The 14,057-nt window shown below is 59.3% G+C and carries 12 protein-coding genes; 7 read left to right on the top strand and 5 right to left on the bottom strand.

Features of this window, described 5'->3' with window-relative positions; translation table 11 throughout:
• Position 1: 1 nt before the first annotated feature.
• The 3 genes from Q1A32_RS10110 to Q1A32_RS10100 form a co-directional block, all read right to left on the bottom strand.
• A complete protein-coding gene (locus tag Q1A32_RS10110; protein WP_299652370.1) occupies positions 2-844 on the bottom strand; it encodes an ABC transporter permease in 843 nt (280 codons plus the stop codon).
• Between the two features lie 62 nt (positions 845-906).
• Positions 907-2,034, bottom strand: coding sequence for a PotD/PotF family extracellular solute-binding protein (locus tag Q1A32_RS10105; protein ID WP_299652368.1), 1,128 nt, complete (start codon positions 2,032-2,034; stop codon positions 907-909).
• 138 nt (positions 2,035-2,172) lie between these two features.
• Entirely contained in the window at positions 2,173-3,012 is an 840-nt protein-coding gene (locus Q1A32_RS10100) for a LysR family transcriptional regulator (RefSeq protein WP_366141228.1), read from the bottom strand.
• Positions 3,013-3,147: 135 nt separating this feature from the next.
• Here Q1A32_RS10100 and Q1A32_RS10090 point away from each other — a divergent pair, with 135 nt between their 5' ends.
• The 4 genes from Q1A32_RS10090 to Q1A32_RS10075 all read left to right on the top strand — a co-directional run bounded on the left by Q1A32_RS10090 (position 3,148) and on the right by Q1A32_RS10075 (position 9,980).
• Positions 3,148-3,894: a BtpA/SgcQ family protein gene (locus tag Q1A32_RS10090; RefSeq protein WP_299652366.1), complete on the top strand. Its 747-nt coding sequence runs from the start codon at positions 3,148-3,150 to the stop codon at positions 3,892-3,894.
• Positions 3,891-4,547 (top strand): phosphoribosyltransferase family protein, encoded by a 657-nt coding sequence (locus Q1A32_RS10085; protein ID WP_299652364.1) that lies wholly within the window; start codon positions 3,891-3,893, stop codon positions 4,545-4,547. Before Q1A32_RS10090 ends, Q1A32_RS10085 begins: the two co-directional genes overlap by 4 nt.
• Before the next feature lie 336 nt (positions 4,548-4,883).
• On the top strand, positions 4,884-9,521 hold the full coding sequence (locus tag Q1A32_RS10080) for an ExeM/NucH family extracellular endonuclease (RefSeq protein WP_299652362.1): 4,638 nt from the start codon (positions 4,884-4,886) through the stop codon (positions 9,519-9,521).
• Between the two features lie 186 nt (positions 9,522-9,707).
• Positions 9,708-9,980, top strand: coding sequence for a hypothetical protein (locus tag Q1A32_RS10075; RefSeq protein WP_299612912.1), 273 nt, complete (start codon positions 9,708-9,710; stop codon positions 9,978-9,980).
• 123 nt (positions 9,981-10,103) lie between these two features.
• Here the strand turns inward: Q1A32_RS10075 and Q1A32_RS10070 are convergent, their stop codons facing one another.
• The gene (locus Q1A32_RS10070; RefSeq protein ID WP_299612914.1) at positions 10,104-10,457 is read right to left on the bottom strand and encodes a hypothetical protein; all 354 of its coding nucleotides are present in this window, start codon (positions 10,455-10,457) and stop codon (positions 10,104-10,106) included.
• 223 nt (positions 10,458-10,680) lie between these two features.
• Here Q1A32_RS10070 and Q1A32_RS10065 point away from each other — a divergent pair, with 223 nt between their 5' ends.
• Entirely contained in the window at positions 10,681-11,664 is a 984-nt protein-coding gene (locus Q1A32_RS10065; protein WP_299612917.1) for a glutathione S-transferase family protein, read from the top strand.
• Here the strand turns inward: Q1A32_RS10065 and Q1A32_RS10060 are convergent.
• Entirely contained in the window at positions 11,657-12,016 is a 360-nt protein-coding gene (locus Q1A32_RS10060; RefSeq protein ID WP_299612920.1) for a response regulator transcription factor, read from the bottom strand. The two genes, Q1A32_RS10065 and Q1A32_RS10060, sit on opposite strands and share 8 nt — an antisense overlap.
• Positions 12,017-12,200: 184 nt before the next feature.
• Between Q1A32_RS10060 and cobD the strand changes: the two genes are divergently transcribed.
• Both cobD and cbiB read left to right on the top strand, forming a co-directional pair.
• Entirely contained in the window at positions 12,201-13,139 is a 939-nt protein-coding gene (cobD, locus tag Q1A32_RS10055; protein ID WP_299652360.1) for a threonine-phosphate decarboxylase CobD, read from the top strand.
• Complete coding sequence (gene cbiB / locus Q1A32_RS10050; RefSeq protein WP_299652358.1) at positions 13,136-14,056, top strand: adenosylcobinamide-phosphate synthase CbiB; 921 nt, start codon at positions 13,136-13,138, stop codon at positions 14,054-14,056. The genes cobD and cbiB overlap by 4 nt, the downstream gene beginning before the upstream one ends.
• Position 14,057 lies beyond the last annotated feature (1 nt).

The following is a 14,057-nucleotide window of genomic DNA, read 5'->3' as shown; positions in this document are numbered from 1 at the left end:
CTTACGCCCTCCGCCTGTAGGCTGCGGCGACAGCACCAAAGGCAACCACAAACAGCGTGACAATCATCATAACCGCGACAACGGCGGCACGGGGCCATTGTTGTCCGGATTTGGTTGTATCAACGATCAGGATGGACAGCGTCGGCGGGTTCGATCCCCCCAAATAGAACGGGCTCACAAAATCGCCGAAGGTCAGGATGAAGGCGAACACAAATCCAATGATCAATCCGACCTTGGCCGCCGGTACGATGACGCGAAACAGGGTCTCGCGCGGATTGGCCCCAAGATTGCGCGCAGCCTCAATCAATGACCGATCGACTGCGGCCAGACTGAAGGTCTGCAGGATGACAACCAGCGGCAACACCAGCGTCATGTATCCAACCATCACACCAAAACCGGAGTTGAGCATCGTGTATGGACCCAACCCAAAGAACCCGAGAATCGCATTCAAAGGGCCACTGCCCGCCAAAAGCACCTGCCACGCGTAAATACGCACAAGATAGGACGTGAAGAACGGGACTATCAGAAAGAAAACCGCCCAGCGACGCACCGTATCCGAAGTGCGAAAGGCCAACGCAAAGGACGCGGGGAAGGCAATCAGGCTTGCAAGTGTGGCCGCGAGCGTTGCCCGCCAGAAGGTCACGAAATAGGCGTCCCAAAAGAAGCCGCGGCTCAGCATCCGATCCCAGTTGTTGAGAACGAAATCCGGCTCCATCCGGTAGTTGCGCACCAACCAAAAGGACATTGCGACCATCAAAAGCAGTGGTCCGACGAAAAACAGCCCCTGCCAGATCAGCAGCGGCAGTCGCCAGACATAGGGATAGGTTGCGTCTCGTTTCGCCATGAAGTCTTTCAGCAGAAATCACCCGCACCACAAGGGCGGCACGGGTGCCATGTCACCACAGCTCAGGCTGTTTTGTATTCCGACCAGAAATCGTTCCAGTCCTCCAGCGTTTGTTGCCGGGGAATGTCGCGGAAGAACAGCCGCCCTTCGGACAGCAGCTTGATCGGGCTTTGGGCGTGGCCCTCTATCATGCCGGAACGGTCTGCCTCGGCGGGGTTCGCGTCCTGAATGGCGGCCCAGCCTGACTTGGTTGGCGACAGACCCGGATAAGCTGCCATCTCAATCGATTTGACCTGTCCGCGCGGGCTCAGCATGTACTGGATGAACTTGTTGACGACGTCCTGCTTGCTGGACCCTTTGCCGATGGAATAGCTCTCGGTCCATTGAACGCCGCCCTCCTCTGGAATGACACTGGCCACAGGTGCGCCGTCTTTCTGAAGCACGCCTGTGATCCAGTCGCCGATACCGCACATCGCCAGCATCTCACCGTTCTTGAGCGATGAGAAAGAGCCGCCATAGTCGAAATATCCACCGACCTGCGGTTTGAGGCTCAGCGTCTTTTCCTGCAAGGCATCCCAAGCCCCACCGTCAATATCGAACGGCGACGGGTTGCGGTTACCGTTCAGCAACGAAATCTGCCCGAGGCTCGGCAAGTGCCAGTCAAAATGGCCAACCTTGCCGGTGACTTTCGGGTTCCAGAACGCATTGTAACTCATGGCTTCTTCGGCTGTCAGTGCGTCGGTGTTGTAGGACACGCCCAGCAGACCGTACCGCACCATGACGGACCAAAGCTGGTCACCGGTCCAGTGCCCGGGGAAGTTCTGATATTCAGGGTAGAAATCATCGAATGGAAACAGCGATGCGTCCATTTCGTCGATATACCCGGCTGCGTTCAGTTGCTGAACGAATTCTGCATCCGATAGGATAAGGTCATACGTTCCCGGAGGGGACTGGGCGATCAGTGCCAACATGTTGTCCCCGCCCGCATAGTATTTGGGCACGAACTTGACGTTATTCTCCGCCTCGAACTCGGCAACGATATCCGGCTCGGCATGACCGTACCACGCCAGCATGTTGATCTGCACCGGGTCCTGGGCCCATGCCCGGTTGATCATCGGTACCGTCAACGCGGCGCCAGCAGCGCTCGTCAGCAATCCGCGCCGGGTGAATGTCATCTTCGATTGGGACATGGGACCTCCTTGTTGATTGCACCGATGGTGGGGGCAAAGCGCATGTTTCACGCGTCCCCCTCATCGCTTGCAGCCAAGGTTAGTCACGACTCGATGCATTTGGGAAATTTGCAGTTTGTATACGTCGATAAATTTTGCTTATGCAAAATCCGGTTTGTCGTTTTTCCGGATATGATCAAGCAGGTGCTGCGTCAGCGCGTGCCCTGCATCATGAAGCACAGCATGTTTGTAAAACAGGCCGATGCTCAATTGTGTAAGCGCAGGAAAGCCTTCGTCGTCGCGCACTATGCGCATGCCGGGTTTCAGAGTGGCTGGCGTCAGCGCGGTGGCGCCCAAGCCGGCCAGAACCGCGGATTGCAGCCCTTCAACATCGCGCGACACCAGAACCGTCCGCCAGCCACGGCCAGAGGTTCGCAGCGCATTGCGCATCCGTGACGCGTATTCGCAAGGGTCTGGGTGGCGTACGATGGGAACCGGTTTTTTGGGATCAAAAGACGCGTCTTTCTTCAACGCCCAAAGCGGCTCAATCGCGGTCGTCTCCACCAGGTACGGCACGTTGCCTTCAGGGACGAGAGCGACCGTGATATCGAGCCGATCATCCGCCAAAGCGACCCGCAGGTCCGAAGACAGCATACTTTCGATTTCGATGCGCACATCAGGATGGCGCGCTGCAAATTCTGATATCGCTTCAAGCAAAAAGCTATGTGAAAAGTCCGTGGGCACACCCACGCGTATCCATCCCGCGAGCGCGGAATCTGCGAAATGCGCAACGATATCATCATTCAACCGCAACAGCTGGCGGGCATAAGGGCCAAGAGCCACACCATCATCGGTCAGCCTGAATTGGCGTCCGGCCGTCCTGATCAGCTTGGTTTGCAACAGATCCTCCAGCCTGCGGATCTGAAGGCTGACGGCAGGTTGCGTGCGACCAAGCGCCTTGGCTGCTTTGGTAAACCCGCCGAGATCGACAACGGTCACAAAACTGCGAAGCAGATCGGTTGGAATATTCTTTGGCACACATCCATTTTGGAAATTTATGAATACATATCAACTATCAATTTTTGAAATTTCAGCTTCTTGGCTAGGCTTGTCTGCGCAACCCCGGAGTCATCCTTGACACACCAAGACTTCACAACAGCCCTGCGAGGTCCGGAAACACTCGTGACACCGGTCATCCACGTGTTGGATGCGGGTCAGGCGCTGCGAAATCTCGACACGGTGGACGCCGCAGGCTGTCCCGGGGCGTTCCTCATCAATCACGATTTCTCCATGGAAGAGTTCCTGCCCATCCTCAAAGAGGTTCGGGCCGCCCGCCCCGACCTTTGGCTCGGCGTGAACTTTCTGGATCAACCCGGCGACATTGCCTTTCCCATCCTCGGGCAATTGGCCGGGGACGGCTGCCAGATCGACGCTTATTGGGCCGACGACGCGCGGATAGATGAGCGTGTCGATCAACAGGACATCGCAGAGGACATTGCGCGCATACGCAAGCAAAGCGGTTGGACCGGCGTCTACCTTGGCGGCGTCGCATTCAAGAAACAGCGCTCCGTGCCCGAAGAACAATACGCCCGGGCCGCCCGGCTCTCCGTGCCCTATCTGGATGTCGTGACAACATCCGGCATCGCCACAGGGCACGAGGCGGATCTGTCGAAAATGGAAACCTTCCGGAACGCAATCGGCGATGCGCCACTGGCACTTGCCTCGGGGATCACACCTGAGAATGCCGCGGAATATTGCGGCCTCGTGAACTGCTTTCTGGTTGCGACGGGCATCAATTATCCGGGCGATTTCTACAACATCGATCCCGCGCGGCTGGACGCGTTGCTCGCGATCACCCGCAAACAAGGAGAAACAGTATGACCGATCTCAAAGGCCCCCGTGACGCGCGCTGGTACTTGTCGCTCATGTCGCCGAACACAAAGGGTCCTCAGTTTGCGTGGCTTGATCCAACATCAATCTACATCAACGCGGCGGCGTTCGATGATCTGCTGGATGATCTGTGCGCCGACCTGAACGCTGACGACATCGACGTTGTCGCCGGGCTGGACGCCATGGGTTTTGTGCTTGGCGCGGCACTGGGTGCACGATTGGGACGTGGCTTTCTGCCGATCCGCAAATCAGGCAAGCTTTGCGTCGACACGGACAAGGTCAGCTACGGCAACTACTCAGGCCGGACACAGGACATGGAAATGCGCACACCGGCGTTTGCAAAAGGCACGCGGGTGTTGATTGCCGATCAATGGGTCGAAACCGGCGGGACAATGGACGGCGCAGTTCGCCTGATCGAACGGCAAGGCGGCAAGGTGGCGGGCATGGTGGCGATTGCCATGGAAGAGAACGCAGCCACGAACGTCTACCGCGAAAGCTACAAAGTGGTCACAGCTGTCCTGCAAAACACGCCGTGGCAGACGGAATGCAACGCGCAAACCCTGTCCAGCTTCGGAACCTACCAGCCAGAGCGGACATTCCCAGCAGCCGGTCGCACAAAAAGTCCCGAAGCCATCCGGGGCTAGACGGCCCCTGCTGCCCTGCCGCGCAGGGGCGGAAAGCACCATCTTCGAAACGGCCCGCGCGGCGCCAGTGCCAATCGCGCTACAGCGCGCCGCACGTGATGGACAGCAAATCACTCCGTTCGGAGGCGTTTGCCAAAGCGCAAGTCGAACGGAAAAACGGGGCGTCAACCAAAGGTGCCACGGCAACATCTTGCCGATCTGCTCAATTTCGCGACGCCGAAGTCACAACCTTTGGGCGAAATCGCTCTCGACACAAATTCTCGTTCGACTGTTCACCAACTTTTACAATTAGATGAGAGCTCAAGCCAAGAACGTCTATTTTACGGGGGAAACGACATGGGCCGTCATCAGCGCAACTTTGAATTTGGATCTTTTGGGGCAGATACCCTGACGGGAACAGACGGCCGGGACGTCGTCTTTGCATTCGGTGGGCACGATTCAATCTCGTCGGGGGCCGGTAACGATTTGGTCTTTGCCGGATTCGGCAACGATACGATCAACGGCGGTGCCGGAAACGACCGCATCTTCGGCGGGCTCGGGTTCGATACGGCCCAATATGCAGGTGCTGTCGACGATTACTCCATCAGCACAAAGGGCCGCTGGGGACCGACCACCGTCACCTCCACCAATCCAGACGTCGAGGATGCAGGCCGGGACAAGCTCTACAGTATCGAGGCTCTGTACTTTGCCGCTGACGACTACACCCTGTTTCTGAACGGCCAGAACAACGCGGTGCTTGCAGGCGACGATGCCGTTTCAACCACAGAAAACGCGACCCTGACACTCGCGACAGACACATTGCTGGCGAATGATCGTGAATTCGACGGGGACACGACCGAAATCACAGACGTCTCGGCCACAAGCGCGGCAGGGGCCACAGTGAAGTTTGCCGGAGGCGAGATCAGCTACGATCCGGGCACCCTTTTTGATTTTCTGGCTGCGGGTGAAACCGCAACGGACACGTTCACCTATGTCGTGGACGACGGACGCGGCGGGACGGACACCGCCACCGTGACTGTGACCATCACGGGCGAAAACGACGCGCCCAACCTGCTGACAGTCGACCAGATTTGTCTGATCGAAGGCAACAGCACGGTTCAGGCCGTGATCGACGCCAGCGACCTTGATGGCGACGCTTTGACCTTCTCGTTGTCGGGCCCGGATGCGGACCTGTTCACGATCGATGCCGCGACAGGTGCAATCAGTTTTACCGCGCCGCCTGAATTGGCAAATCCGCTCGATCAGGGTGGCGACAACATCTACGACCTTGAACTGACGGTATCGGACGGCACGCAAAGCACGACACGGAGCGTTGCGGTACAGGTGGTTCCCGCGCCCCCGACCGGCGGGACGGGATCAACACCCATTGCCTTTGACATGGTCGGAAGCGCATCGCTGGGACTGCTGGGTTTCGTAAACACGGCGCCCGCATTTTCGAGTGCTGCGGACGGGTTCGGGTTATTCCAGGCCGGTGCAGGCTCCGTTCCATTCAGTCTGATCGACGACAGCGCCGCCGTGTTCCCGGGCGACATGCTTGGCATCATCGACAGCAACAGCAACACGGATGTGTTCTTTGGTGCGACCGACACGCAGAACGCAGACAATGATGGCCCCGTTTCAGCAACGTGGAGCTTCGACGTCTCAGGCGCGAGCGATCTCAGCCTCAGCGTGGATGTCGGCGCCATGGGCGATTTCGAAAGCTCCGACAGCTTTGCGCTGACTTACAACATAGACGGTGGCCCCGACATTGTGCTGTTCGAATTCGTAGCTGACGAAGACGCAACAGGCACCTATACCTTGGCCGGCGGCACCGAAGTATCTCTGGACGATCCACTGATCGTGGCCGGCACGGGCGAGGTTTTGTCCAACACGCTCCAGACACTCAGCGCAGACTTGGCCGGAACCGGATCCGTGCTGAACGTCACATTGACCGGCAGCAGCGACGGCGGGTCAGAAGCGTTCGCCATACAGAATCTGGTTATTGAGGATACGGCACCGTCCGTGCTGCAGGTGGTGGCTTCGGCGCTGACGGGCGAAGCGGACGTGAACCTGATTTCGTTCACCAACAACGCCCCGGTTTTCTCAAGCGCGGGCGACGGATTTGGCGTCTTCCAAGTCGGCACAAGCGCATCAATACCCTTCAGCCTGATTGACGACAGCGCCGCCACCTTCCCCGGTGACAGCCTTGGCATCATCGACAGCGACGGCAACACAGACCCGTTTTTTGGCGCCACCGATACCGTCAACGGCGACACAACCGGTCCGGTGTCGGCGACATGGGCTTTTGATATCTCCGGGTTCACCGACTTGATACTGTCGCTCGACGCCGGAGCGATGGGTGACTTCGAAGGCACGGACAGTTTCAGCTTTACCTACAACATCGATGGCGGCACCGAGATGTCGTTGTTTGACTTCGTCACGGACGATACGGCAACGCTTGACTACACGCTTGCCGGTGGCAGTGTTGTGTCCCTCGACGACCCGCTGACCCTGTCGGGGTCGGGTGAGGTTCTCTCCAACGTCCTGCAAACGCTCAGCGCTACGATCGAGGGCACCGGCGCGACCCTGAACCTGACATTCACCGCCAACACTGATGGCGGGTCCGAGGCGTTCGCCTTCCAGAACATCGTGATCGAAGGCGCGGGCGAAGGCGGCGTCGGAGAGCCGGAGCCACCGACCTATGCCGTCTCGACCGACAGCGGCGATGTGTTCGAGGGCGACGATGGCGTCACCGAAGTCACGTTCGAGATTACCCGCGACGGCGATGTGTCCGAAGCAGGAAGCGTTGATTTCGCCATTGGTGGTGACGTCGATGCCGCCGATTTCGGTGGGGTGCCTCCCGCGGGAACGGTTCAGTTTGCCGCCGGTCAAACCTGCGCCACGGTGACCTTTGCAGTGACGGGCGACACCGTGATCGAAGACGATGAAACCTTCACCGTCACCCTCGCCAACCCCGTGGGCGGCGATATCACCACGGACAGCGCCTCTGTCGTGGTGCTGGATGATGATGACCGGGTTCTGATCTCGGACATTCAGGGCGATGGCGCGGAAAGCGAACTGGTCGATCAAGTTGTCACGGTCGAGGCAATCGTCACCTACGTCACATCGGACGGATATTTCCTGCAGGAAGAGGACGCCGACAATGACGCCGATGCGCAGACATCCGAAGGTATCTTTGTCTTCACGGGTGGGACGAACCAGCCACAGGTCGGCGATCTGGTTGTCGTGCGCGGTGTGGTCGACGAATTCTTTGGCACCACGCAATTGGGTCAGGACACGGTCCGCGTTGTCTCATCGGGCAACGACCTGCCAACGGCAGCCACCGTTCTGCTCAGCGGCGCGGCACAGAACTTCGAGGCGATCGAAGGCATGCGCTTCTCCCTCGACAGCGGGATTGATGGGGAAAACATCACGGTGATCGAGAATTTCAATCTCGACCGCTTTGGCGAAATCACCGTGTCGGCCGGCATACAGACACAACCAACCCAGCTTTTCGATGCCCAGACCGAAGCCGCCGATGTCGCAGCACTGGCGGAAGAGAATGCCAACAACCGGCTGCTGATCGATGACGGGAATTCTGCGCAAAACGCCGACGAATTCCAGTACATCCCCAACACGTCGCCCGGCGACAATGGCAATGGCTTCCTTGATGCGGGCGATACCTTCACCGAAACCGGACCCACGCTCCGGCTCGGGGCGGAGATCGACGGACCAACCACGGGGATCATGACCTTTGGCTTTGGCGAGTACCGGATGCTGGTCGAAGGCACGCTGAACATCGACGAAAGCACCAATTCCGGCGCGCGCGAACAGACAGCGCCGGATGTCGGGGGCGACATCCAGATCGCATCGGTCAACGTGCTGAACTACTTCTCCACTCTGGTCGGTGATGGCGGTTCGGGGCCCAACGACCTCAACCCACGCGGCGCCGCCTCCGAGGGCGATCTGGAACGCCAAACCGAAAAACTGGTCGAAGCCATGACCGGTACGGGGGCCGAGGTTTTTGCCCTGCAAGAGATCGAGAATGGGGGCTTTGGCGCGGACTCGGCCATTGCCACACTCGTCGGGGCACTGAACGACGAAGCGGCCCTCACTGGATCAGGCGCAGACTACGCGTTTGTCGATCCGACGACCGATGCGGGCTTTATCGGCACCGACGCGATCACCACCGGCATTGTCTATGACGCCAACGCGGTGTCGGTCGTGGGGTCTGACTTCCTTGCGTTCGAAGAAAGCTCTGCGGCCACAACCTTTGCCTTGGCCGAAGTGCTGAACGCGGTGGTGCCAACGGGAGACCAGGTCGGTGATTTCCAAAGGAACCGTCCCGCTGTTGCGGCCACTTTCGAGGACAATGAAACCGGTGAGACGTTCACAATCGTATCGAACCACTTCAAGTCCAAAGGTCCAAGCGGGCTGGACGGGCTGGTCGAGGCCGCACAGGACTACCTCGATGGTGGCGGCACGGACATCACGCAGGCCGATATCGACGCGCTCATCAACGATCCCAACTATGATCAGGGCGACGGCCAGGGCTTCTGGAACCAGGTTCGCGCAGACGCGGCCGCCGAAGTGCAGACGTGGATCGAAAACGACTACATGGGCGGTGGCGTCACGAACTTCATCATCATGGGTGATCTCAACGCCTATGCGCAGGAGGATCCTGTCCAGACGCTGACGGACGACCCCGACCTTGTCGATCTGATCGACGAATTCATCGGCCAGGACGAAGCATACAGCTTTGTCTTTGACGGCCAACGGGGCGCGTTGGATCACGCCATCGCATCTGGCGATATGCTCGGCATGATCACCGGCGCGGCAGAGTGGCATATCAACGCCGATGAACCGGACCTGCTCAACTACAATTCGGCGTTCAACAATCCGAACTTCTTCGAAGGCAGCCAGTTTGCCGCGTCAGACCACGACCCGTTGATCATCGGCCTTGATACATCTCCGAACGACATCTTGCTCGGCTGATCTGAACGCAAGGAACACGCGCCTCGCCAAGTCCCGGCGGGGCGCAACTTTCGTGATCCGGCGGATTTGTCTGCTGGGCACGCGCCCCACTTGCCATAACCGGGATGCCCTTCCGGAGCCATATCCGCCACCTTAAACGTGGTCACATAACCAGTCCGCTCAACGGCGGCACGCACGGAACCACCAATGTCAGCCATCCTCGTCTGGCTTGCCTTTCTCTCCTTTCCGCTGGCGATTGGCGTCCTGATGGTCAAAGTCAATCGGACCGGCTGGAAAGCGCAATACAAGGCGGCGGTCCAAACCGCGCTGGGAACCGTATTGCTGCTGGGACTGCTCTTGGGATTTGTATGGATAAACGCCCTCGTCGGGCGCGTTGCATTGTTTGAATTCGTGGCTGGATGTCTGGTCGGAACAGGCGTCCTCTGGAAGACCTCCGGCCGTTTCGGACCCGGCCCGTAATTCCTTAACCGCGACGGTTGCCGCTTAACCGATCTGAACACTCCATGACCGGTCCATCGCCTCCAGAGAACACTCAGTCTCGCTCCGACACTTCCATCGCACGCCGCGTGAACGCGGCTGCGCTCAGTCCACCTCGCGGGTCAGCAACGCCACCGGGGCGTCTTCGGCCCTGACGAAATCCAGCGCGGGTTTTTCCGCCACCGCCGTCAGCCGTTTGAACTCGTACCGCATCTCGCCCAACTCCTCGTCGGACGCCACGATCAGGCATTGGAACAGGTGGATTGCCCCATCATAGAGGTCCACATATCCCCGCATATGCGGAGCGTCGGAGGTCATCGAAAACCCGGTCTTCCACATGCGCAGAACAGGATATGTGTTCCCATCTGCGGCAAGGCGCAGGCGCGATGCAGCTTTCAAAGATTGCAGACGCGCGCTATCCAGCCCCGCTTGCACTTCCTTCGGTACGAATGTCGACATGGCAGTCTTTCCTTTCCGTCCCCACGGCAGAAGATGTCCGACAAATGAGTCGTTCCAGTTAAATTCCAATGACATGGCAGGAGTCTTTCGAAATGTGGCTTTCCTGTGACTCCGGTCTTTCTCATATGTGTGTGCACAAACGCAGGCGCAATGCGCACAACAGGCGCGTTGCGCGAAAATCCGCAACCGCTACATCTGACCCAGCACAAGCAGGAGAAGCGGCATGGGCCTTTTGGTAGACGGCATCTGGCACGACCAGTGGTACGACACGAAAAAAAGCGGTGGAAAGTTCCAGCGCAGCCAGGCCAAGTTCCGCAACTGGATCACTGCAGATGGCAGCGCCGGTCCTTCGGGTACAGATGGGTTCAAGGCCGACAGCGGACGCTATCATCTCTATGTCTCCTACGCTTGCCCATGGGCACATCGCGCACTGGTCTTCCGCAAGCTCAAGGGGCTTGAGGACCATATCAGCCTTTCTGCCGTGCACCCCGACATGCTGTCCGAGGGTTGGACGTTTGAGACAGATGACAAGGGTGCCACCGGCGACACGCTCTATGATCTTCCCTTTGCCCGCGACATCTATACCAAGGCCGATCCCCAGTTTTCGGGCCGCGTGACCGTGCCGATCCTGTGGGACAAACACCGCGAAACCATCGTGAGCAACGAAAGCTCCGAGATCATCCGCATGTTCAATTCGGCCTTTGACAACATCACTGGCAACACCGCCGATTACTGGCCCGAAGACTTGCGTGGCGACATGGAGCCGGTGAACGACCGCATCTATGACACGTTCAACAACGGCGTTTACAAGTCCGGCTTCGCCACCACGCAAGAGGCGTATGACGACGCGGTTCATCCGCTCTTTGATACGATGGATTGGCTCGAGGACCGGCTGTCAGGCGCACGCTATCTGATGGGCAACCGGCTGACCGAGGCCGACTGGCGGCTCTGGACGACACTGGTGCGGTTCGATGCGGTCTATCACCTGCACTTCAAGTGCAACCGCAAGCGGCTGATGGATTACCCGCACCTCTGGGCCTTTACGCGCGAGCTGTATCAGGTGCCCGGCGTGGCCGAGACGGTGAACATGGATCACATCGTGCGCCACTATCACTACAGCCACGAAAGCATCAATCCGCACAGAATCGTGCCCATCAATCCGGTTCTGGACTTTGATGCGCCGCACGGGCGCGACGCGCTCAGCTGACCCCGTAGTGCTCGACCATGGCCGCCAGGTCTTCTGGCGGCGTGCCCGCTGGCAAAAAGGCGCAGGCATTGCTGGAATGGTTGAAGATCGATCCGTCCGAGAAGAACGTCGTGTCGGTCACAAAGATGACCCGCGCGTTAGGATGACGATAGCTCGCAAAATCGGCGACGGCCAAAGCGCTGCCCTCGTCCAGAACAAGGTCCATGACGATAATGTCCGCCGCGTGATCAGACAGATGCTCAACGGCCTCGTCTTGCCCCTGGACCAGGGAGACAACGGCACCCTGTCGCTCAAGATGCCGCTTCCACAGCACCCCAAGCTCACGCCGACTCTCTACAATCAATACGTTCATGGTCACTCCGAGCCACCCAACATGGCCCTCGTTTTAAGTACTGGGCAAGATTGTCTTAACAATCAGTTAATGATTCACATTATTCGTTAACGGATCGGCGTACTCTTGAAAACTGCGCGACATTCCGCTTTGAGCGGGCCAAATGCCGCCGAAATGGCCACAATCGGCAAGGGGGACTTGCATTTTGCTTCAAAAGCGAGATCACGGGGGTGGGCTTGATGCAGCCGCTGTACGGCACGGAGGAACCCGGTCAGATTGGATCGATCTGTCCACCGGCATCAATCCAGTCCCCTACCCCGTCCCCACAGTCGCAACAGATGCCTGGACCGCATTGCCGGATGCTGCAGCAAGCGCGCGGTTGGTGGCCGCCGCGCGGCACTTCTGGGACGTTCCCGCCTCAGCCGACATTCTGGCGACACCCGGCGCCTCTGCCGTCATTGCCCAGATTCCAAGGCTCGCAAAACCCGGCGCGGTGCGCATCCAGACACCAACCTACAATGAACATGCGGCAAGCTTCGCACATCACGGTTGGCAGGTATGTGCTTCGGGTCCCGCAGATGCGTGTGTCGTGGTGCATCCGAACAATCCCGACGGGCGCATGTGGGCATCAGCAGACATCGACACAACGCTCGCCATTATCGACGAAAGCTTTTGCGACGTTGCCGAACAGGACAGCCTGATGACCTTGGCGGCACGGCCCGGCACACTTGTGCTCAAGAGCTTTGGCAAATTTTGGGGACTTGCAGGTCTACGGCTCGGGTTCGTCATAGGCGACCCCGCACTGATTGCACGACTGGCAGACATGCTGGGACCGTGGCCCGTATCGGGGGTCGCATTGGAAGTCGGAGCGACAGCACTGGAAGATGCAGAATGGGCCGACGCCACCCGGACACGGCTGGCGACAGATGCTGAGCGACTGGATGCGCTCATGGCACATCGCGGCGCAAACATCGTTGGGGGGACATCCCTGTTCCGGCTTTACGACGTGGATGATACGCAGGCCTGGCAGGACCGCTTGGCACAACACCACATCTGGTCGCGGGTCTTTCCCTACAGCACGCGCTGGCTGCGTCTGGGGCTCCCCCATCCCAAAGACTGGGCACGGGTCGAGGCCGCCCTTTGAACGCGGCACTTGTTCTTGCCCTCGCCATGGCGCTGGACGCACAGGTTGGAGAGCCGCGGTGGCTGTGGTCCCGCCTGCCCCACCCCGCTGTGCTGATGGGGCGCGCTGTGGGCTGGTTGGATACGCATCTCAACACAGGCCCCAACGCGCGCACGCGGGGAGTTCTGGTCGTGGCACTGCTTGTCGGTGGCGCCGCCTTGATCGGTTGGACCATCGCACAAGCTGGGTGGGTGATTGAGCTTCTCGTGGCGGCAATCCTCCTCGCGCATCGGTCCCTTGTGTCGCATGTCGCCGCAGTTGCGCACGGGCTGCGCCAATCCGTTGATGAAGGGCGCCGGGCCGTCGCGATGATCGTCAGTCGGGATGTCAGCGCGTCGTCGCCATCGCAGGTGGCACGCGCGGGCATCGAGAGCCTGTCCGAGAATTTCAGCGACGGCGTCATCGCGCCTGCGTTCTGGTTTCTGATCGGGGGCGTGCCCGGCATCCTCATCTACAAGGTGGTCAATACGGCTGACAGCATGATCGGCTATCTGACACCCCGCCATGCTGCGTTCGGCTGGGCAGCGGCGCGGCTTGACGACGTCCTGAACTGGATACCAGCCCGCCTGACCGGCGCACTGTTCGCAGCGATTGGCGGGGTGGCCCGGGACTGGCCCAACATTTCCAACGATGCGCGCCTGCACAAGTCCCCCAACGCCGGATGGCCCGAAGCGGCCATGGCGCGCGCACTGAACATCGCTCTGGCCGGCCCCCGCTCCTACCATGGCAAGGTCGAGGATCTGGCATGGGTCAACGCCTCAGGGCAACAAGAGCTGCGACCTGCAGATATTGACGCCGCACTGTCGATGGTGTGGAAAGCCTGGGGCCTGACCGTGGGCCTGCTTGGTTTGGTAGGAGTGATCTTTTGGGTATTCTGAA

This window comes from uncultured Tateyamaria sp. (genome assembly GCF_947503415.1).
Taxonomy (GTDB): Bacteria; Pseudomonadota; Alphaproteobacteria; order Rhodobacterales; family Rhodobacteraceae; genus Tateyamaria.
This window is presented reverse-complemented; position numbering and strand designations above follow the sequence as displayed.

What these genes read in the sequence shown, in the direction of transcription:
- Q1A32_RS10105 (WP_299652368.1), bottom strand. Translation starts at nt 2,034, where the DNA reads ATGTCCCAATCGAAGATGACATTCACCCGGCGCGGATTGCTGACGAGC.
- Q1A32_RS10085 (WP_299652364.1), top strand. Translation starts at nt 3,891, where the DNA reads ATGACCGATCTCAAAGGCCCCCGTGACGCGCGCTGGTACTTGTCGCTC.
- Q1A32_RS10075 (WP_299612912.1), top strand. Translation starts at nt 9,708, where the DNA reads ATGTCAGCCATCCTCGTCTGGCTTGCCTTTCTCTCCTTTCCGCTGGCG.
- Q1A32_RS10110 (WP_299652370.1), bottom strand. Translation starts at nt 844, where the DNA reads ATGGCGAAACGAGACGCAACCTATCCCTATGTCTGGCGACTGCCGCTG.
- Q1A32_RS10060 (WP_299612920.1), bottom strand. Translation starts at nt 12,016, where the DNA reads ATGAACGTATTGATTGTAGAGAGTCGGCGTGAGCTTGGGGTGCTGTGG.
- Q1A32_RS10070 (WP_299612914.1), bottom strand. Translation starts at nt 10,457, where the DNA reads ATGTCGACATTCGTACCGAAGGAAGTGCAAGCGGGGCTGGATAGCGCG.
- Q1A32_RS10065 (WP_299612917.1), top strand. Translation starts at nt 10,681, where the DNA reads ATGGGCCTTTTGGTAGACGGCATCTGGCACGACCAGTGGTACGACACG.
- Q1A32_RS10080 (WP_299652362.1), top strand. Translation starts at nt 4,884, where the DNA reads ATGGGCCGTCATCAGCGCAACTTTGAATTTGGATCTTTTGGGGCAGAT.